Genomic DNA, 19,720 nt, shown 5'->3' on the forward strand with positions numbered 1-19,720 from the left:
ATAAAATTTCAATTATTGTTGGTAACTATGATGATTTACTAGTAAGAGAAAATAAAACAGTTTACATAATTTGCAGCGTACAGTTTTAACATACTTAATCTATCAGATGGGGACTTATGTGAAGTATCTAAGATTGTCAACAATCAATGTTAGCTATTTTAAGTAAAAATGGTTACACAAAGTTTTACCAAAATGATTATTTTAAGTAAATTTACGTTGAGTGTACAGACAATAATTTTCTCTTCTATGCATAAGAATGATACCCCCTTTGTATTGTATCCTTAGCGTTATGTTACCCTTGCTGAATCCAAAACTAACGCTGTCTGTTTGCAAAATACCAAGCAATACAGATGACACCAGTGCTGAGTAGAACATTCAGCACCAGTGGATAAGAACTATTGGAGACTGCATCGTCTGCTTAAGGCTGTGGGTGAAAAATTTTTGCCCTAAAGCTGTTTATTAGAGGCGAAATTAGGGAATGCTTAAAAATAGCAATTGATAACTCAAAAATAGTGGTTATATCAATTACAGTATCGAGCAATTATCAAGGTAGCAGTGGCAATGGTAGAGCCTGAAAACAAATTATTTGCCCTAAAGGATGGTTGGACTTCTCAGGAAACAAGAGAACAACAACGCCTCAAAGCTTTGTCTGAATTAGGTTTACGGCAACCAGAAACGATTCCGGTCTTTGAAGAAGCCACTCAAACTGCTGCCCACTTTCTGGAAGCACCAATTTCCATTTTGGGATTTGTAGATCAAGAACGTCACTGGTTCAAGTCGGCGATAGGCTTATCCAGGCTGGGATTAATGAATCATTTGGCACAAAGCCGTCAACTTTTACGCAGGGAATCTTTTTGTACACAGGTAGTAGAGAGTTATCAAATATTTGTAGTTAATGATACGCAAAAGCTTACAGATTCAGTACTTGCTAGCAGTAAGTTGGTACAAGATTATGGCATTCGTGCTTATTTAGGAGCGCCACTGATTGATGCTTCGGGAAATTGTTTGGGTGCATTAGCAGTGATGGATTTAGTGCCACGCAATTTCACAACTCGAGACATTGAGTTTTTACAAATCATTGCTCGTTGGAGCATGAGTGAATTTGAGCGCAACCTACTTCTACAAGGAAAATTAGAAACAAGCACTTCTAAAAGTGCTCCCATACTGTCATACAATGACGACCATAATACTGATCTCAGAATTACCCCACCTACTTTAGATCAAGACTCTGTTTCTACCAAGCAACTGAAACTAGAACTTTTGGAGCAGCTAACTCAGGAGTTGCGTACACCTTTAACATCTGTGTTAGGTATGGCTAGTGTTTTGGGACGTGAGATTTACGGGCCTTTGACAACTAAGCAGAGAGAATATGTAGAGATTATCCAACACAGTGGTCGGTACTTACTTTCATTAGTAAACGAAATTACCGAACTTGGTACTCTAGATCAAAACTCAGATGTGCTGAATCTGGCTCCTGTGGATATTGAAATGCTATGTCAACAAGCTATCAATACTCTAGAAGAAGTCGCTAACCGCCGCGAGCAAGATATTCGCTTATCTATAGAACCGGGACGTAATCGCATTTGTCCTTTGGATAAAGACAAAGTGCGGCAAATTCTTTATCACCTAGTTTTTAGCGTGATTCAACTTTCTGCTACAGGTAGTATTGTTCGTATTCATGTCTCTTACAAGGAAGATACGCTCCACATTACTATTTGGGTTTCGCATCCCTGGCTGGGAGATGGGATGACTGAGGTCGATCCCTATTTTCGATTCAATCCTTTGTCTAGACTGGATCTCTCTGGTGAGACAGTAACTTATAATACTCATTTAGAAGCTCAGGATCAGCCAGATAACTTACCAATAGCACTAGATAAGTCAAAAGATTTGAGTGAGAATCACTCAAGTATCTTTGCTATAACTTCGGGTATAGATTTAACTAAACCACATGGAAGTCTCTCGCGTGAAAGTTTAGGTCTGTTGCTTAGCTGTCAGCTAGCAGAACTGCATGGTGGACAAATTTCCATTCAAGGTTCACCAGAATCAGGATATCGTTATGTCCTTTCTTTGCCATTACAACTAGCTGCTCCCTCAGAAGCAATTAGTGATGTCTGATGACAAACCTTATAGCTGTTTTCAATTAGTTGGCTGTAATGCTTTGAGATTATAGGTAATAGCTGAGGGCTAGTAATAAGAGTGTCATCACAAATAACCAATTTGCAATCTACATTATTACCTTTTTATAGCTACCCGCATTATGATTAAGTCCAAGTTCTGTGGCAACATGCTAATTGATCACATCATTTTTTATGAATTTAGTCTGGCAACGATTTACTTTATCATCTTTACCGATTAAAGAATATCTTGCTTCCAGTTACCTACACCGTTCTCTAGTAGGGCTGTTGCGTTCCTGGCGGCAAACCAGCGTCTTGATACAATGGGGAGAAACAATTGCGGCTGCCTTACTCAGCCTGGTGTATGCCCTTGCACCTTTTGTTTCAAGCACTTTAGTGGGTTTGTTGCTGGTTGCTTGTGTAGGATTTTGGCTTTTACTGACTTTATCTGATGAAGCAACACTAGCAAATACCACCTCAGTTACGCCCATTCACCTACTGGTATTGCTCTACTGGGTAATTGCCGTAGTAGCAACAGCATTATCACCAGTGAAAAGGGCGGCACTTAACGATTTGGCAACGTTGACGCTGTATTTACTGCTATTTGCTCTTTGTGCTAGAGTCTTGAGGCTGCCTCGCTTGCGATCTTGGCTGATTATCCTTTACTTACATGTATCGCTCATTGTCAGCATATATGGACTACGACAATGGTTTTTTGGAGCCACAGCACTAGCAACTTGGGTTGACCCGGAATCTCCTCTGTCAAAGACTACAAGAGTCTACAGTTATTTGGGAAATCCTAACTTATTAGCTGGATACCTCCTGCCAGCAGTGGTTTTTAGCTTAGTAGCAATTTTTGCATGGCAAAGCTGGATTAAAAAAGCCTTAGCATTAACTATGTTGATTGTCAATACTGCCTGCCTGGTTCTGACTTTTAGTCGTGGTGGCTGGATTGGACTAGTGGCGGCAGTTTTAACTGTGATGGCATTGCTAGTTTATTGGAGAAGTATAGAAATGCCTCCTTTTTGGCGTACTTGGTCGTTACCAATTGTCTTGGGAGGTTTGATTGGAATATTAGTGCTGGCGGTGCTCTTTGTGGAGCCTGTACGCCTGCGGGTGTTCAGCATTTTTGCCGATCGCAAAGATAGCAGCAATAATTTTCGTAGGAATGTATGGGATGCTGTTTTTGAGATGATTCGCGATCGGCCCATTATCGGTATTGGCCCTGGACACAACTCTTTTAATAAGATTTATCCTCTTTACCAACGTCCTCGTTATACTGCTTTGAGTGCCTATTCGATTTTATTGGAGGTAGCTGTAGAAACTGGCTTCATTGGTTTAGCTTGCTTTCTCTGGTTAATAATTGTTACCTTTAATACAGGATTGATGCAAGTGAGACGATTGCGACAATTGAGAAGTGTCGAGGGATTTTGGCTAATTGGGGCGATCGCTACTTTGCTGGGTATGCTAACTCATGGAATGGTAGATACTATCTGGTTTCGTCCTGAAGTCAATACCCTTTGGTGGCTAATGGTTGCTTTAATTGCTAGCTACTGGACACCTTTAGCTCAAAATCAGGCTCAAGAACTAAATTCACCTACCTGAGAAATAGCAGTATCAAATAAAAAACAGTCAATAATCAGTTGTTTTTTACTAACTATTGACTGTTTTTGAATTTTTAATTGTCTAATCTCTGTAGGTAGTAGCCCCAGGGGTATTGGGGTCACGATAACGGGTTGGTTCGTCATCACGCTTTCTACCAGCTAAACCAGCTAGACCTAATAGACCTATTAATCCTAGCCAACCCCAATCAAAATCATTGCGCTCATATGTTGTTGTCCTGGGGACTGTATTGACTCCGGGGTCAGTAGTTGTCTGGGCTTGTGCAGGTAGAGTTAAGGGCATAATTCCCATACTCAAGGTGAGCACGCCCGCGCCAACAGCTTTGGTGAAATTGCGTTTCATCGTGAAAGTTCCTCATGCCGTCCGAAGTTATTCACAACTGTATCGAGTTTAAAAGTTAGTAAAATCAATCTGTGGCTATAAACTGGGCATTTTCTCAACTCACGCTGAGGACATACAACATGCTTTCTACTGCAATCCGTTTCTCACACCAGTGTAGTATGGCAACACTGATACTTAATAATTTTTCATTGCCCTCTGAATATCGCGCTGATCTTGGCGTCGCTTCAAGTCTTCTCGTTTGTCGTGAAGCTTTTTACCTTTGCCAAGAGCTATACTGATTTTCACCCAGCCTCTTTTAAGATACATTTTCAAAGGGACTAAAGTTAAACCTTGCTGTTCAACTTTGCCGATTAGCTTGCGGAGTTCTTGGCGATGTAGTAGCAGCTTGCGTGTACGCCGCGGTTCATGATTAAAATATTGTCCACTGGCAGTGTAAGGAGAGATATGCACGTTGATCAACCAGGCTTCGCCATTGCGAAGTAAAGCATAGCCATCTTGAAGATTAACTCTACCCGCCCTAATCGACTTGACTTCGGTTCCTGTTAATTGAATTCCAGCTTCGTAGGTTTCCAATATTTCATACAAATAACGGGCTTGACGGTTGTCGCTAATAACTTTGTAACCTTCGCTCTTTTCACTCATTGATAATTTGGGATGCGTTAAATGTACCTAAAAAATGGTTTGGATTGACTTTGTAAATTTTTGAGGTGAGATTAAACCAATATAAATGCTCAACTGTGTATCACTAATTTAACTTTTCCAAGTTACAATTTAAAGTTTCTTCAGTAACTTCAAGTTACTTAGAGTTCGTAAACATAATCATTTAGTTTGTCAGTTATGTGTTGCCAAAAACAAGTAAACACTATTAACGGTAATAACTTTGGGTATAAGCTTATTTATGTTTACTTCACATAGTTTCTAGGAAATTATTGTTTAAGTCAATATTAATTTATATTATGGGGAGTATTTACTCTAGCTTTTTGGTAATTTGTTACAAATTATAAAGCTCTTGATTTCTTCTAAGCCTATAAAGCTGAAATGGGTTAAACTTCGTTAACACTTCGTAATGATTTAAGATTTTCTTTATAAATTAACCCTAAGGCAGTTATTAGCTGGTAATCCTGTCATAGTATGAAACATAAGAACACTAATATTTGCCTGTGTTCATTAATAGTGCTCATAGAAGCAAATTTCTTACTAAAAAAAATGCTAGGGGTCTACTGTCCATGCCCTTGACGATCCTTGTAGTAGATGACGACCTGGGCACTCGTCTGTCTATTAGCGATTATCTTGAACTGTCTGGCTACTCGCTAATCATGGCTAATGACGGTCAAGAGGCTTTGGCGATGGTGGATGAGTACCATCCTGATTTGATTGTTACGGATATTGTCATGCCACGGATGAACGGTTATGAACTAGTACGACAAGTACGTCAAAAACCAGCGTTCCGTTTATTACCTGTAATTTTGTTAACAGCACGAACTAAAACCCAAGAAAGAATTCTGGGCTATCAGTCAGGGTGCGATTTATACTTGCCCAAGCCTTTTGAACTAGAAGAGTTAGCAGCAGCAATTCGCAATCTTTTAGAGCGATCGCAAATCATTCAATCGGAGTACCGTTTTTCTCATAAGGAGAATTTGGGTATTTCTGCTTCACCAAAAGTAGTAGACACCCACAATTCTCTGTTCACTCAGATTCAGCCATCCCAGCTGTTCTCAGCCCTAACTCACAGAGAACAGGAAGTTCTAGAGCTATTGACTCATGGTCTTTCTAATGCCGACATGGGCCATCAGTTACACCTTAGTCCTCGAACAGTTGAAAAGTACGTTAGTAGTTTATTGAGAAAAACCTCAACTAGCAACAGAGCAGAGTTGGTGCGTTTTGCAATTAAGCATGGTTTGGTGGAATAAAAATAGAAGTCAGGACTTTGAGACTCCTGACTTTTATAGTTTCTACGTACTTTCTAGGTTACTGTATTAATTGCTGGCTAGTAACGTATGTAAGCAGACCTTCACAAGCATCGACAAGTAAATCTATCACCTGATTAAATCCTTCTAGACCACCATAATAAGGATCTGGAACTTCTTTAAGAGTGTGTCGAGAGCAAAAATCGCACATCAAACGCACTTTGTGATGATACTGCCCAGTTTGATCAACAGAGAGGATATCCTTATAATTCTCTCGATCCATAGCCAAAATTAAATCAAAATCTTGAAAGTCCAACTTTTTAAACTGGCGTGCTTGACCACGCAATTTAATTAAAAGCTTTGTAGCAGCCGCAGCACTCATGCGTTGGTCAGGTGGGCTACCAATATGGTAGCTAGATGTACCTGCCGAGTCACAAAAAATGCTATCACTCAAGCCAGCCTGCTCAATTAGATGATTCATTATGTTCTCTGCCGATGGCGATCGGCAGATGTTACCTAAGCAGACAAACAGCAGCTTGTAAGGCATAAATATTTTTTGTCCTTTGTCATTAGTCATCTGCCATGTGTCTTTTGTCTTTTGACCAATGACCAATGACCAATGACTAATGACTAAAATCCAGGAAGTTCCAGTCCACTTGTCAAATCTTCCATGCGTTCCCGCATTGTTGCTGTGGACTTGTTGTAAGCGTCTTTCATTGCCACTGTCACAAGATCGGAAAGTACTTCTGCACCTTCTCCTAAAGCATTTGGAGAAATTTCCACTCGCTTAGGTTCTTGGTTGCCACTGACAATTACCTTAACTAGACCACCGCCAGACTCTCCTTGAATCTCCATTTGCTCCAATTCTTCTTGGAGCCGCTTTGCACCTTCTTGAACTTGCTGTGCTTTTTTAAAAGCTTCGGCTAATTCTTTCATTTTTCCTAAGCCAAAGCCAAATCCCTGTCCTTTTCCTGTCATAATTGATTGTCCGCGCGTGCATTGAATAACAAATCAAATTCAATTATAGATGCGGTAGGCAATTTGCCTCTTTTTTTACCAATAATTAATGCCGGGCAGGGGGCATGAAGCATTAGAGCAAGGAAGGACAGGGGAAGTTACAGTTAATCTTTTTTTCCTCTGCCTTTTTACTTGTTCATTTTCCATACCCTTGATTGCAAGTTTCAACAAGCACTTTAAAACTCTCCGATCATTTTGACTTCTGGCTCTAAACAAATAGACCAACGTTCTTGAACTTGTTGTTGGATGTGACGAATGAGACAAAAGATATCACTAGCCTTTGCCCCGCCACGGTTGACAATAAAATTGGCGTGGAGTTGTGCTACTTGTGCTCCACCAATTTGGTAACCTTTTAGACCAGTTTGTTCGATTAACCACCCGGCAGTGTAAGGTTTGGGATTGCGGAACACACTGCCACAACTAGGAAAGTTGTAGGGCTGGGTGGTCAGCCGATGCTTTTTGTGCTGCTTGGTAAGCGCTACAACTTGTGCTGGATCGGCACCTGGCTCAAGTTGGAGTGTGGCTTGGGTGACTATGCGTTGGCAATGCCTCTCTGTTCGCGTAGCGTCTTTGCTGGAAGAAGGAGACTGGCCACCTTGTAGTAATGAAGTTCGGTAGCCATAACCCAGCTGTTCAGGCGTAAGAGTTGCTACTGTACCATCGGGCGAAAGTACTTGGGCGCTAACTAACATATCTGCGATACAGTTTTTATGTGCGCCTGCATTCATGACAACAGCGCCTCCAACAGTTCCAGGGATACCAACAGCCCACTCCAATCCCTGCCATCCTAGTTCTGCTACCTGCCATGCCAAGCTGGGAATTGATTCTCCTGAAGCAACGGTTAATTGACCTGTTTTGGAGTCAAAGTAGCTGTAGCGGAGATGACGAGTAGCAATGACTAAGCCTGATATACCGCGATCGCTCACTAACAAGTTAGAACCTGCTCCTAGTATTGTTACTGTTAAATCATGTTCTTTTGCGTAGTTAAGACTTGCGTGTAGCGCTTCTAAGTTTCGAGGAGCAACATACCATTGAGCTGCTCCTCCAACTCTATAAGAAGTAAACGCTGACAAGGAAGCTTGAGACTTGAGCGCACAATCAGTACCGGGTAAATAAATTACCTCACTCTTGACTGAATTAGTTGTTTCCTGTTTCTTTGTATTCAAAGCAGAAGGTGTGCAGACGTTTCCAGCTGCCTGGGAAATTGTCATTTTTACTTTAATAGGTAAAATTTTTACATTTTTTTACCGTAATAATACGGCAATAGCATAAACCAATGGAACCCTTGTTAGACGGGTGCTTTGCTTAAAAATCAGACCTCACAACTTATGATGTGGCTTTAGCCGGTTCGCAAAGTGTTGTAATTACTTCGGGAATTACCTGATTCAAGTTTCCAGCTCCTAAAAAAAGTGCCAAATCACCTGGATGCAGTGTTTGCAACAAGTATTCACACACTAAGGGTAACGTTTGTTGATAAACCACTTGCGGATGTTGCTTGGCAATTTCCGCTGCCAGTTGTTCACCACTGATTTGCCCTAAATTTGGTTCGCCTGCACTGTAAATATCAGTCAGCACAACTAAATCGGCATGAGTAAAAGATTGGGCAAATTCTTCTAAAAAGGTAAGTGTGCGGCTGTAGCGATGGGGTTGGAAGATGGCAACAACTCTCTGCCCTGGTCTTGCCTGTAAACGTGCTGCGGCGAGAGTAGCGCGAATCTCGCTGGGATGATGGGCATAATCATCAATGAAGGTAATACCATCGACTTCACCCCGGAACTCAAAGCGGCGTCTTGCTCCTTCAAAAGTAGCAATTCCTTTGGCTATTTCTCCAAATTCTAAGCCCAAGGCTCGACCAACAGCTACCGCTGCTAGGGCATTACTGAGATTGTGCCGACTAAGGAGCCGCAATTTCAACACGCCCAAAGCTTTGCCTTGTTCCCAAACTAGAGCCGTAGTGCCATCAGCACGATAATCAACATTGGTAACGGTGTAGTCAGCGTCAGTATCAGAGTGTAAGCTATAGCTGATTGTTGGTTGCAGGCGATCGCGCACTGTAGCACAGTCAATACTACCTACTAATATCTTACAACTCTTGGCAAATGTCTGGAAGATGTCAACTACTTCCTCCAATGTATCGTAGTGATCAGGATGATCAAGTTCAATATTGGTAATAATGCCAATTTCAGGGGCGTGTTTGACTAGAGAACCATCTGATTCATCTGCCTCTGCTACCAAATATCGACTTTGCCCTAATCGAGCATTGCCTTCCCAAGCATTTACTTCCCCGCCTACCAAAATCGTTGGGTCTAAACCTGCTTGCAGAAGCATATATCCAATCATGCTACTGGTTGTGGTTTTGCCGTGTGTTCCTGCTACTGCAATACTGTAGTAATCGGCAATCAAGGCTGCTAGTACATCTGAACGATGTAAAACCGGACAACCTAATTCCAAAGCTGCTTTGTATTCTAAATTATTAGTGTTAATCGCTGTAGAACAAATGACTTGAGGCAGTATTGATTTAGTAGGAGTAGGCAATTGTTCTTGTGAGTTTAATGCTACTTCATTAGTCAATAGCTGAGGGCGAAAGAATTCGAGATTGCTTGCCTCTTGTCTACCAAAAATATGAGCTCCGATAGATTCCAACTTGTGCGTAATGTGGTTTGGACGAAGATCCGAACCTGATACTGGAAATTGGCGTTTGGCAAGAACGTATGCCAGAGCAGACATACCTATGCCGCCGATCCCAATGAAATGAAATGGTCTACCACTAAAATCTACAGAATTACTCATTTATTGCTCCTCTTACACCACACCACACCATAATCACAAATGACACGCGTATCATAACAGGAATTTGATTTTTTACCGTAACTGTTCGTACATGATGTTTATATTTGATGCCAAGTTGACTTTTCTGCTCTGGCTTTGTTTATTCAGAATGATTTTACCTTGGTTGGAGGTTTTTGCTATTTCTGAACTGTTGTTAAGATTATTCTGAAAATTTCTGCCGCATCGGGAAAGAAATTCTTGGTAATGTCAAATACATCTTTTTGGTTACCTTACTGGAATTGCCTGCGTTCATACAATGTTGGCGAAACTGATTTTAAATTGCATCAAGCCTAGGCGCGAATTGACTTCAATAGTACATTGGTAATGAAACTATTTTTCAATTGCATAAAACCCAGGCTTGACTGGATGCAGCAACTAGCAATTTTTGGTGGCACATTTGATCCAATTCATTGGGGACACCTGCTCATAGCCGAAACAGCTTTGCATCAAGTACCACTAAAAAAGGTAATTTGGGTGCCATCGCTAAATCCTCCTCATAAAGAAGCAGCTTTGTTTGAGCATCGCGTGGAAATGCTGCAAAGAGCTACAGAAGATAACCCTGCGTTTACTGTCTCACTGGTGGAGGTAAATCGCTCTGGGGTTTCTTTTGCCATCAACACCTTAATCGACTTATCTGCTTTTTACCAAAATACTCACTGGTACTGGATTTTAGGTTTGGATGCCTTCCAAACTTTACCTCGTTGGTACCGTGGACACGAACTAGCACAAATGTGTGATTGGTTAATCGCACCCCGACTGCTAGGTGGTGAGACAATAGCTCAAAGCGAGTTAATCTGCAAGCAAGTGGAGCAACAACTGAAGGAGCAGTCATTTACCATTCACTGGCAATTCTTGAATATACCTTTACTAGGAGTTTCGTCAAGTCTGATTCGCAAACTTTGCTGCCAACGCCAGTCAATTCGCTATTTAGTTCCGGAATCGGTTAGAGCGTATATCGCTAACAACAACCTCTACTCAAACAAATCTGAATAAATTATGTGTTTTTTTATTGATCCGACACTTTATGGTTATGAGTGCTCCCCCCCTTTGCGATATGATTGGGGTCAACGATATCAACTTATAAGCATAAATACAGAGGGCAAGACACTGTGATCAGAGTTGCAATCAACGGTTTCGGGCGTATCGGACGTAACTTTGCGCGCTGCTGGGTGGGCAGAGAAAACAGCCAAATTGACCTTGTCGCTATTAACGACACCTCAGACCCCAGAACCAACGCTCACCTGCTCAGATATGACTCGATGCTAGGGAAGTTAAAGGATGCTGACATTACTGCCGATGATAACTCTATCATCGTTAATGGTAAGACCATTAAGTGCGTATCTGATCGCAACCCAGAAAACTTGCCCTGGAAAGAGTGGGAAATTGACCTGATCATCGAAGCGACGGGAGTATTTACCAGCAAAGAAGGGGCGCTGAAGCATGTGAATGCTGGAGCCAAGAAGGTTTTGATCACCGCCCCTGGTAAAAATGAGGATGGCACTTTTGTGATTGGCGTGAATCATCACGACTATGACCACAATAAGCATCACATCATCAGTAATGCCAGTTGTACTACTAACTGTTTGGCTCCCATCGCCAAGGTGTTGAACGATAAATTCAGCATCATTAAAGGTACAATGACTACTACCCACAGCTATACTGGTGATCAGCGCTTGCTAGACGCTTCTCACCGAGATTTGCGACGGGCGAGAGCAGCAGCCATAAACATTGTACCCACCTCTACTGGTGCGGCAAAAGCAGTGGCGCTGGTAATCCCAGACCTCAAGGGCAAGCTGAATGGCGTTGCCCTGCGTGTACCTACCCCGAACGTTTCAATGGTAGATTTCGTGGTTCAGGTTGAGAAGCGTACTATTACTGAAGAAGTTAACCAAGCTCTCAAAGATGCTGCTGAAGGCCCACTGAAAGGCATTTTAGACTATAGCGAACTACAACTAGTATCGTCCGATTATCAAGGTACTGACGCTTCTTCGATTGTTGATGCTGCCTTGACTTTGGTTATGGGCAATGACCTAGTAAAAGTTATGGCATGGTATGACAACGAGTGGGGTTATAGTCAGCGAGTCCTGGATTTGGCAGAATTAGTAGCCCAGAAGTGGCAATAATTTGTCAGTTGTCATTTGGCATTAGTCATTTGTCGAAGGACAAAGGACTAATGATTAAAGTGTTGAAATCCCTGACTAAGACTCAGAACTTGGTCAGGGAATTTTTCTTCTTCATCGTGCAACATTACTGTTGATTGCGATGTAATCCTGCCCACAATAGCCGCACTCTGACCTAATTGTTGCACTAAGTCATAGGCTGGTTTTTGTGGCAAGCAAAGCACTAATTCAAAGTCTTCGCCACCATAAAGTGCATATTCCAGTGCTTGCTCTTTTGTCAGCCAGTGTTCAAAAGCTGTTGGCAAGAAAATTTGGCTGCGCTCTAGAATAGCACCGACACCGCTGGCGCGGCAAATTTGCATAACCGCATCTGCTAAACCATCGCTGCTATCCATACCAGCTATGGAAAGTAGAGGAGTAGGAGAGTGAAAGAGGGGAGAGGTGGGAGAATAGAATGCTAAGACTTGTTGGAGGATTGGTAAGATATCTAATCGTGGTTGGGGGCGTTGGTGTGCTTTGATTAAAACCGTCTTTTCTGTGTCGTTAAGGTTTTGCCCTAATTCGGGATGTAAGAGCAATTCTAAGCCAGCACGGGAGGCTCCGTGGACGCCTGTAACGATGATCGCATCTCCCACTTGAGCAGCGGAACGGCGGATAATTTGATTGGGGTAAACTTGACCAAAAGCGGTAATTGCCAGAGTGGTAACAGGCGATCGCACAATATCACCCCCGACAATTGGAGTATTGTACTGTTGCAGGCATTCTGTCATTCCCTGATACAATCGCTCAACCCAACTCACGCTAACTTGGCCAGGAAGTCCCAGTCCGACAGTCATTCCTAAAGGTGAAGCACCCATTGCTGCTAAATCTGATAAATTGGCTGCTGCTGCTCGCCAACCAGCATCTTCTGGAGAAGTAGTGACGTTACTAAAATGCACGCCGTCAACTAGGATATCTGTTGTCACTACTAAAGATTGCTCTGGTTCCGTCACAAAAACTGCCGCATCATCCCCAATCATCTCTGGAGGACAGAAGCATTGCAATCTTTCTAAAAGTCCTTGTTCACCAATATCTTGTACTTGTAAGGAAGATAAATCACTGTTCACGATGGGTTTTCCGTGTTGCAAAGTTATAAGAAAACTAATGATTTGCTTTACGGTTATAAGATAAGGGTAACGTCTAGGAATCAGTTGGGATGGTAACAACACCAGTAACCAGCAGATTGGATTACGGAATTTTCCAAAATTAGCGATACCTGCGGCACACTTCGTGAACGCTGTTGATCAGGTATTTACCGCTGGAAATCTTAGTTAATAGCGCTGATCCCTGAAATTTTTAGGGCAGGCAACAGATGCCTACCCTGATTCTGAGATTATACAATGCCCTGCAAATAGAGCGATCGCATACCCAACACAGACTCAAGTTTGTTCTGCAACTGACTATGTTGCTTGCGGCTCAACCAAATTTTCTATGCCTTGCACAACTGTTGCCGATTCAATTTTGTCACCCGCTTTCAGTTTATCCAAAACCTCTTTGCCTTCGGTGAGATAGCCAAAAATGGCATAGCGACCATCTAATAGGTTGCGTCCTGCGGGTGTGAGTTCCGGCTCAAACAGGAAGAAGAAAAATTGCGAAGAACCTCCATTCACTTCACTTTCGGGACGAGCCATAGCCAACGCACCAAAGGCAGAGAAAGGCAAAACAGGCATATCAATGTAACGACCAGCTTCTTCTAGAGTAATGCCATAGGTAGGCTGCTTGTCGCCTTCAACCAAAATCTCTAAGGGAATGGCGCGATATTGGTTGGTTTTTGGATCAATGAAACCCGCCTCCTTTCCTGGTGGATCTCCAGTTTGCAGCACGTAAGATTCTTCAGAACGAGTAAACTCTAAGCCGTTATAAAAACCGCGTTGTACCAAATCTACAAAATTACCAGCAGTGACAGGGGCGCTGTAACCATCCACCACAAGGCTCAGGTTGCCTTTGTTGGTTTTGAATTCCACGGTGGCACGACCTTTAAGTTGAGGTAGGTTACTGTACTGAGAAGGCACTTCAAAGGGAAATCCCTTCACCATCGACTCTTCAAGCTGAGTAACGATATTTAGTAGTTTGGCTCTTTCTTGTAGAACGTGTTCTTTATCTTTGACGTTCGCCAATTCTTGCAATTTACCCACGCCAGATTTTAATTCAGCAATCCAAGCTTCTGCTTGGGGTTGGCGTTCTTCGGGAACGCTTGTTAAGATTTGGGAGGGTTTATCGAGAATCCGCGATGCTTGGCTGAGGTCTTTGGAGATAGCACCCCATCGTCGATTCGCCCGCAGCTGGGCAGATATGTCTTCTAAGCTGGCTTGCAGTTGCCGCACAGGTTTATTATCTATCGGGAGTGCATACCGTAACAGAGCTTTGCCGTCGGTAATTGCATTTCCAGCTGGCAGAGCGGCGTTACTGGAGGGAGTCCACCCAGATGTAGTTATGCCTAAAAATATTGCTACCAGCAGTATTGTCATGAGGCTGTTCTTCAGCCAGGATTTTAAAAAGTTAAACATGGCATGGCTCAAATGCAGCATCAAATTGTTGACTGGACGTAACCCATCAATAATCTTCCCACGTTAGGTGCTGAGGGAGATGGGGAGATGGGGGAGATGGGGGGAGATGGGGAGATAGGGAGCAGAGGGGCAGGGGGAGCAGGGGAGGCAGGGGGAGAAAATAATTAATGAATCTTGACTCATGACCAATGACAAATGACAAATGACAAATGTCAACTGACTAATTACTCCGCTTGAAGGGTACAATAAATGCCGATTGTCTTCCAAAAATTGAAAGCTTCATGATCTCCAGTAACGACTTTCGACCCGGTGTTTCAATTGTATTAGATGGGTCTGTATGGCGGGTGATAGAATTCCTCCACGTTAAGCCCGGTAAAGGTTCTGCCTTTGTGCGGACGAAATTGAGAAATGCTCAGAATGGGAACGTGGTAGAAAAAACATTCCGGGCTGGGGAAACAGTACCCCAAGCCACTCTAGAAAAAAGCACCATGCAGCATACCTATAAAGAAGGTGATGAGTTCGTCTTTATGGATATGGAAACTTATGAAGAAGGTAGATTGAGTGCAGCGCAAATTGGCGATCGCGTCAAGTACCTTAAAGAAGGTATGGAGGTTAATGTTATCCGTTGGGGTGAGCAAGTGCTCGAAGTTGAACTGCCCAACTCCGTGGTTCTAGAAGTTGTGCAAACAGACCCCGGTGTCAAGGGTGATACTGCTACAGGTGGCACAAAACCAGCAATTCTAGAAACTGGGGCAAGTGTAATGGTTCCTTTGTTTATTTCCCAGGGTGAACGTATCCGCATTGATACTCGTGACGATAAATACCAAGGTAGAGAATAACTTTGTTCTCTACTGAGGTGCTTTCTTACGATTTCAATACCCTACAAGGGATTAAATTCCTGCCACACTTAAGATTCTAATTTACTCATAGGTCGAGGTAAGAAAAACTGTGCCATTGGACTTTAATGAAATCCGTCAACTCCTAGCAACTATCGCGCAAACAGATATTGCAGAAGTAACGCTTAAAAGCAATGATTTTGAACTAACGGTACGTAAAGCTGTGAGCGTTAGCACTCAGATGTTGTCGGTAGGTCAAGCATCTGGTGGTGTGGTTAGTTCGGGATTGACATCGGTTTCACCCGTACCCCAAGCAGCATCAACTCCAGTATCAGAGGGGGCAACAAGTCGCGTTTTCGATAATGCTACCACTGCAACGCAACTACAGTTGTCAGTAGCCCCCTCAGCAATTGACCAAAGATTAGTAGAAGTGCCTTCTCCAATGGTGGGAACGTTTTATCGTGCTGCTGCACCTGGGGAAGCGCCATTTGTAGAAGTGGGCGATCGCATCCGTAGCGGTCAAACAGTCTGTATAATCGAAGCCATGAAGCTGATGAACGAAATCGAAGCTGAAGTCTCAGGACAGGTAATGGAAATTCTCGTTCAAAATGGTGAACCGGTAGAATATGGTCAGCCTTTAATGCGAATTAACCCTGATTAAGTATTAATCTATATATGAAATGAGTCATATACTTTCAATCCTTGCGGGTTAATCCTGATGAAACAAGCGTTGCCTGTACCAGAAGTGGTGCAACAAGTAGCTGAATACTTCAGCATGTTAAGTGAGCCGATGCGTCTGCGGCTGCTACACTTGCTGCGGGATGAAGAAAAATGCGTGCAAGAGTTGGTAGAGGCAACACAGACTTCTCAGGCAAATGTGTCGAAGCACCTGAAAGTAATGTGGCAAGCAGGAATTCTTAGCCGCCGCAGTGAAGGAACTTGCGCCTACTACCGAGTGGAAGATCAAATGATTTTTGATTTATGTAACCGGGTTTGCGATCGCCTTGCCACAAGGTTAGAACAGCAAGCCCGTAACTTTCGTGTATTAAATGGCAAGCGGTAAGGGCTTTGTCATTTGTCCTCATCTTACAAGGTTGAGCCGGTCGCATAGGCGGGTTCCCCGACTTGTGCGTTAGCGTAGCGGTAGCGACGCAGGAGCGTCACTGGCATCTGATGCCTGTCTTGAAAAGTTTCTTAAGTTGGGCAACTCGCTTACAGAACTTTTCGCTCTTGGTGGGCTATGCCGTAAGCGTTCGCAAAGCGTCTTGTAGAGAAGCCATGCCCAAAGAGCTTTACGCCAGAAGTCGGCGCTAAGACTTTGCGCTTTGTCATTCGTCCAAAACCAATGACTCTTGACTCATGACTAAAGCGGATAATTTTTCTGAAAGCTTTCACGAGTTAGAGGCTGTTGTAACTCTACACCTTCACCACCCAAAACATCCAAGGGTTTGCCGTTCACATCAATATACACCTTGGCTTTTGGATTTAAAGTTGTCGCCGTGTAAACAACTTGTCCCACGCGACCCATCATTGAGGAACTACCACCACCGCTGGTAAAATCTTCAGATAAGTTAACGTGAACCTCATTATTGTCTGCTTTCAGCCCCAACAGTTTGGTTCCCTTGGGGATGGTTGTCGAATCTGTGCCTTCTGTCGGGCCTGCTAACAAACTTTGGAAAGCTGCTTCTAAAGCTTGGTTGGGCTGTGCAGTAGCTACTTTAACTGGCTGGGGAACCAAATTTATATTTTTGTCTTTTGGTCTGAGCCAATAAATATTAGCGGTTTTCTCATTACCTGGTTGGGTGGTAGATGGTTGCTGTCCTGGTTGGGTTATTTTTTGAGAGGAACTTGGCGGCGTAGGAGAATTGTTAGAGTTTGAAGTAACCCAAGCTACACCACCACCCACTGCTACAACCGCTGCTGAGACAACTGCAATTACACCTGGAGTTATACGGTTAGATCCTTGTTGGTCTTTCATGTTCAAAACCTTCCTGACTGAGGGCTGAATAGTCTTTGTGTGATGAGCAGCCTGGTTAAAGACGATACTTACAAGTGGAGAGTTTCCCAAAACCTACTAGAGGAAGCTCTCTGCTTCAAAATCTTATCATTCGTAATTTTGCTGGTCTCTTACTCAATTTTAGAATTTGCATTTATAGTCCGTCACCTGCCTAATTATGTAAATTTAGGGGTCTAGGGAGTGGGGAAGTAGGAAAAGAAAAACTACTGCCCAATGCCCAATGACGTCACTTGATGCCAGTCTGCTCAAGTTAAGCCACTGCGTTGCGGGGGTTCCCCGTTATGGCAAGTGGCGTGAGAGATCCTTGACGCTCCTACGTCGCTACCGCTGCGCTAACACCACGGCGCTGGATTCTCTACTTGGGAAAACCCTATCGCCCTAAAGCCCTTCTCCTGAAGGAGACCGCAGGCGAACGGGCATCCTACGGTGGCGGACGTATCTTCTCTACGAGACGCTACGGAAGGGAGAAGACCGCACGCAGTGGCTTTCCCATGCCTATTGCTCTATTGCAGCCTTAATCCACTGTTTGAGTGTAGTTGTAACTTCATCAATGGCGATTTCTTGAGATTTACGAGTTGCCCTCTCCACAACTTCGACTTTGCCATTGGCGATCGCTCGTCCAGTTACAATCCTGTAAGGTATGCCAATCAAGTCGGCATCTTTGAATTTTACTCCAGCCCGTTCATCGCGGTCATCCAGTAGGGTTTCAATTCCCGCTTGGTTCAGTTCCGTGTAAAGTTTTTGGGCGATTTCAACTTGTTGAGCATCATTAATGTTAGGAATTGTGACTATCGCGTGATAGGGTGCGATCGCTACTGGCCAGATAATTCCATCTTTATCATAAGATTGCTCTACGGCAGATTGCGCCAGTCGTGACACGCCTACACCAAAACAACCCATAAATAGCGGCTTTTCTTCACCTTGTTCACTGGTATAAGTTGCACCCATTGCTAGAGAATATTTAGTACCCAATTGAAAGATATGGCCTACTTCAATACCACGAGCACTTTGTAAGGTTTGTTCTGGGTTGTGGATAGCGCGATCGCCTAGTCTAGCTTTTCGTATATCTACTACATTATCTGGTACTTGAAATTGCTCACTCCAATTAGCACCCACAACGTGATAGCCAGTTTCATTAGCGCCTGTGACGAAATTCTTTAAATCAACAGCTGTTTGATCCACCAAGCGCACAAACTGAGGATGGATTTGTTTACCGTTATTTATATATTCATCTGCAATATCAGGCGCGATGTAGCCCAATGGGAGAGATTTTATTGTCCATGTTTGCTGCGCTTCTACATTTGGTACATTCAAACTAATGATAGTTTTAGCACCGTAATTAGAAGCTAGTTTAGTCAATTCATTCTGTAATTTGACCTCATTAACTTCTTGATCGCCTCGGATACTCACCAGAACCAACACCGTCATCCCATTGTCATAAACTGTCTGGTAAAGGACGTTTTTCACCACTTGGGTGGGAGAACAATTGAGGAATTGACACACCTTTTCAATCGTTTCTGATCCAGGTGTATCGCGTTTCTCGTAGGTTGTAAACCGTGAGGATTCGGCATTAATTGGTAAAGAAACAGCTTTTTCTACATTGGCGGCATATTTGCCATCTTCGGTGAACAAAACCTCATCTTCCCCAGCTTCCGCCAACACCATAAATTCTGTAGAACCAGAACCACCAATCGCACCAGAATCAGCTTCTACTGCCCGAAAAGCTAAACCAGAACGCCGCAGCATATTGCTGTAGGCTTTGTACATATCTTGGTAAGTTTCCTTGAGGCTGGCTTCATCGACATGAAAAGAGTAGCCGTCTTTCATGATAAATTCTCTGCCGCGCATCAAACCAAAGCGGGGACGAATTTCATCGCGGAATTTGGTTTGAATTTGGTAGAGATGCAAAGGTAACTGGCGATAGGAACGAATCATATCACGAGCGATCGCTGTAATCACTTCCTCATGAGTTGGGCCTAATCCTAATTGTTGCTCACGGCGATCAATCAGGGAAAACATGATTCCCTCAGCTTTGGTATAAGTGTCCCAGCGTCCCGATTCTTTCCACAAGTCAGCAGGTTGTAATTGCGGTAGGAGACATTCTTGTGCGCCTGTAGCGTTCATTTCTTCTCGCACAATCTGGGAAACTTTTTGCAGTACCCGCCACATCAATGGTAAATAAGCATAAATTCCGCTACCGATGCGACGAATATAACCTGCACGGAGTAATAATTTATGGCTGGGAATCTCAGCATCAGCTGGATCATCCCGCAGTGTAACGAATAACATTTGTGACAGTCGCATCGTTTGTTCCCTTTCCAGAATCGCTAATAAAGTATGAAGGATGAAGTATAAAGTGTTATTTGTTT

18 protein-coding genes are annotated in these 19,720 nt (G+C 43.2%); 8 read left to right on the top strand and 10 right to left on the bottom strand.

The window, feature by feature from the left end:
* Positions 1-561: 561 nt before the first annotated feature.
* Positions 562-2,115, top strand: coding sequence for a GAF domain-containing sensor histidine kinase (locus FNW02_RS23415; protein WP_191759891.1), 1,554 nt, complete (start codon positions 562-564; stop codon positions 2,113-2,115).
* 194 nt (positions 2,116-2,309) lie between these two features.
* Entirely contained in the window at positions 2,310-3,719 is a 1,410-nt protein-coding gene (locus tag FNW02_RS23420; protein ID WP_191759892.1) for an IctB family putative bicarbonate transporter, read from the top strand.
* Positions 3,720-3,800: 81 nt separating this feature from the next.
* Here the strand turns inward: FNW02_RS23420 and FNW02_RS23425 are convergent, their stop codons facing one another.
* Together FNW02_RS23425 and smpB are read right to left on the bottom strand one after the other, a co-directional pair.
* Positions 3,801-4,079, bottom strand: coding sequence for a WGxxGxxG family protein (locus FNW02_RS23425; RefSeq protein ID WP_191759893.1), 279 nt, complete (start codon positions 4,077-4,079; stop codon positions 3,801-3,803).
* A gap of 174 nt (positions 4,080-4,253) precedes the next feature.
* Entirely contained in the window at positions 4,254-4,721 is a 468-nt protein-coding gene (gene smpB / locus FNW02_RS23430; protein ID WP_191759894.1) for an SsrA-binding protein SmpB, read from the bottom strand.
* Positions 4,722-5,305: 584 nt separating this feature from the next.
* Here smpB and FNW02_RS23435 point away from each other — a divergent pair.
* Positions 5,306-5,989 carry a response regulator transcription factor gene (locus FNW02_RS23435; protein WP_191759895.1) on the top strand — a complete coding sequence of 228 codons (684 nt, stop codon included), beginning with the start codon at positions 5,306-5,308 and terminating at the stop codon, positions 5,987-5,989.
* A 58-nt stretch (positions 5,990-6,047) separates the two neighbouring features.
* Here the strand turns inward: FNW02_RS23435 and FNW02_RS23440 are convergent, their stop codons facing one another.
* From FNW02_RS23440 to murC, 4 genes are all read right to left on the bottom strand, one after another.
* A complete protein-coding gene (locus tag FNW02_RS23440) occupies positions 6,048-6,533 on the bottom strand; it encodes a low molecular weight protein-tyrosine-phosphatase (protein WP_191759956.1) in 486 nt (161 codons plus the stop codon).
* An 83-nt stretch (positions 6,534-6,616) separates the two neighbouring features.
* Positions 6,617-6,964, bottom strand: coding sequence for a YbaB/EbfC family nucleoid-associated protein (locus FNW02_RS23445; RefSeq protein WP_191759896.1), 348 nt, complete (start codon positions 6,962-6,964; stop codon positions 6,617-6,619).
* A gap of 215 nt (positions 6,965-7,179) precedes the next feature.
* A complete protein-coding gene (murB, locus tag FNW02_RS23450; RefSeq protein ID WP_191759897.1) occupies positions 7,180-8,214 on the bottom strand; it encodes a UDP-N-acetylmuramate dehydrogenase in 1,035 nt (344 codons plus the stop codon).
* 115 nt (positions 8,215-8,329) lie between these two features.
* Complete coding sequence (gene murC, locus FNW02_RS23455; RefSeq protein ID WP_191759898.1) at positions 8,330-9,793, bottom strand: UDP-N-acetylmuramate--L-alanine ligase; 1,464 nt, start codon at positions 9,791-9,793, stop codon at positions 8,330-8,332.
* A gap of 405 nt (positions 9,794-10,198) precedes the next feature.
* On the opposite strand from murC, the gene nadD reads away from it, so the two are divergent.
* Together nadD and FNW02_RS23465 are read left to right on the top strand one after the other, a co-directional pair.
* Entirely contained in the window at positions 10,199-10,825 is a 627-nt protein-coding gene (gene nadD, locus FNW02_RS23460) for a nicotinate (nicotinamide) nucleotide adenylyltransferase (RefSeq protein ID WP_191759899.1), read from the top strand.
* Positions 10,826-10,941: 116 nt separating this feature from the next.
* Positions 10,942-11,955 carry a type I glyceraldehyde-3-phosphate dehydrogenase gene (locus FNW02_RS23465; RefSeq protein ID WP_191759900.1) on the top strand — a complete coding sequence of 338 codons (1,014 nt, stop codon included), beginning with the start codon at positions 10,942-10,944 and terminating at the stop codon, positions 11,953-11,955.
* A gap of 47 nt (positions 11,956-12,002) precedes the next feature.
* Here FNW02_RS23465 and thiL read toward each other — a convergent pair whose 3' ends face one another.
* Positions 12,003-13,058, bottom strand: a complete 1,056-nt coding sequence (gene thiL / locus FNW02_RS23470; protein WP_191759901.1) for a thiamine-phosphate kinase — start codon at positions 13,056-13,058, stop codon at positions 12,003-12,005.
* A 333-nt stretch (positions 13,059-13,391) separates the two neighbouring features.
* The gene (locus tag FNW02_RS23475) at positions 13,392-14,498 is read right to left on the bottom strand and encodes a peptidylprolyl isomerase (RefSeq protein ID WP_191759902.1); all 1,107 of its coding nucleotides are present in this window, start codon (positions 14,496-14,498) and stop codon (positions 13,392-13,394) included.
* A 281-nt stretch (positions 14,499-14,779) separates the two neighbouring features.
* Between FNW02_RS23475 and efp the strand changes: the two genes are divergently transcribed.
* The 3 genes from efp (at position 14,780) to FNW02_RS23490 (ending at position 16,397) form a co-directional block, all read left to right on the top strand.
* The gene (efp, locus tag FNW02_RS23480; RefSeq protein WP_191759903.1) at positions 14,780-15,337 is read left to right on the top strand and encodes an elongation factor P; all 558 of its coding nucleotides are present in this window, start codon (positions 14,780-14,782) and stop codon (positions 15,335-15,337) included.
* Between the two features lie 109 nt (positions 15,338-15,446).
* Positions 15,447-15,995 carry an acetyl-CoA carboxylase biotin carboxyl carrier protein gene (accB, locus tag FNW02_RS23485; RefSeq protein ID WP_191759904.1) on the top strand — a complete coding sequence of 183 codons (549 nt, stop codon included), beginning with the start codon at positions 15,447-15,449 and terminating at the stop codon, positions 15,993-15,995.
* Positions 15,996-16,052: 57 nt separating this feature from the next.
* Positions 16,053-16,397, top strand: coding sequence for an ArsR/SmtB family transcription factor (locus FNW02_RS23490; protein ID WP_162397632.1), 345 nt, complete (start codon positions 16,053-16,055; stop codon positions 16,395-16,397).
* Positions 16,398-16,697: 300 nt separating this feature from the next.
* Here the strand turns inward: FNW02_RS23490 and FNW02_RS23495 are convergent, their stop codons facing one another.
* Both FNW02_RS23495 and FNW02_RS23505 read right to left on the bottom strand, forming a co-directional pair.
* Positions 16,698-17,312, bottom strand: a complete 615-nt coding sequence (locus FNW02_RS23495; RefSeq protein WP_191759905.1) for a GerMN domain-containing protein — start codon at positions 17,310-17,312, stop codon at positions 16,698-16,700.
* 534 nt (positions 17,313-17,846) lie between these two features.
* On the bottom strand, positions 17,847-19,655 hold the full coding sequence (locus tag FNW02_RS23505) for a proline--tRNA ligase (protein ID WP_191759907.1): 1,809 nt from the start codon (positions 19,653-19,655) through the stop codon (positions 17,847-17,849).
* Between the last annotated feature and the right edge of the window lie 65 nt (positions 19,656-19,720).

It is taken from the genome of Komarekiella delphini-convector SJRDD-AB1 (genome assembly GCF_014831675.1).
Taxonomy (GTDB): domain Bacteria; phylum Cyanobacteriota; class Cyanobacteriia; order Cyanobacteriales; family Nostocaceae; genus Komarekiella.

Bases quoted from the DNA above. Each gene is read 5' to 3' on its own strand.
- FNW02_RS23415 (WP_191759891.1), top strand. From the start codon at position 562: ATGGTAGAGCCTGAAAACAAATTATTTGCCCTAAAGGATGGTTGGACT.
- FNW02_RS23420 (WP_191759892.1), top strand. From the start codon at position 2,310: ATGAATTTAGTCTGGCAACGATTTACTTTATCATCTTTACCGATTAAA.
- FNW02_RS23425 (WP_191759893.1), bottom strand. From the start codon at position 4,079: ATGAAACGCAATTTCACCAAAGCTGTTGGCGCGGGCGTGCTCACCTTG.
- smpB (WP_191759894.1), bottom strand. From the start codon at position 4,721: ATGAGTGAAAAGAGCGAAGGTTACAAAGTTATTAGCGACAACCGTCAA.
- FNW02_RS23435 (WP_191759895.1), top strand. From the start codon at position 5,306: ATGCCCTTGACGATCCTTGTAGTAGATGACGACCTGGGCACTCGTCTG.
- FNW02_RS23440 (WP_191759956.1), bottom strand. From the start codon at position 6,533: ATGCCTTACAAGCTGCTGTTTGTCTGCTTAGGTAACATCTGCCGATCG.
- FNW02_RS23445 (WP_191759896.1), bottom strand. From the start codon at position 6,964: ATGACAGGAAAAGGACAGGGATTTGGCTTTGGCTTAGGAAAAATGAAA.
- murB (WP_191759897.1), bottom strand. From the start codon at position 8,214: ATGACAATTTCCCAGGCAGCTGGAAACGTCTGCACACCTTCTGCTTTG.
- murC (WP_191759898.1), bottom strand. From the start codon at position 9,793: ATGAGTAATTCTGTAGATTTTAGTGGTAGACCATTTCATTTCATTGGG.
- nadD (WP_191759899.1), top strand. From the start codon at position 10,199: ATGCAGCAACTAGCAATTTTTGGTGGCACATTTGATCCAATTCATTGG.
- FNW02_RS23475 (WP_191759902.1), bottom strand. From the start codon at position 14,498: ATGTTTAACTTTTTAAAATCCTGGCTGAAGAACAGCCTCATGACAATA.
- efp (WP_191759903.1), top strand. From the start codon at position 14,780: ATGATCTCCAGTAACGACTTTCGACCCGGTGTTTCAATTGTATTAGAT.
- FNW02_RS23490 (WP_162397632.1), top strand. From the start codon at position 16,053: ATGAAACAAGCGTTGCCTGTACCAGAAGTGGTGCAACAAGTAGCTGAA.
- FNW02_RS23495 (WP_191759905.1), bottom strand. From the start codon at position 17,312: ATGAAAGACCAACAAGGATCTAACCGTATAACTCCAGGTGTAATTGCA.
- FNW02_RS23505 (WP_191759907.1), bottom strand. From the start codon at position 19,655: ATGCGACTGTCACAAATGTTATTCGTTACACTGCGGGATGATCCAGCT.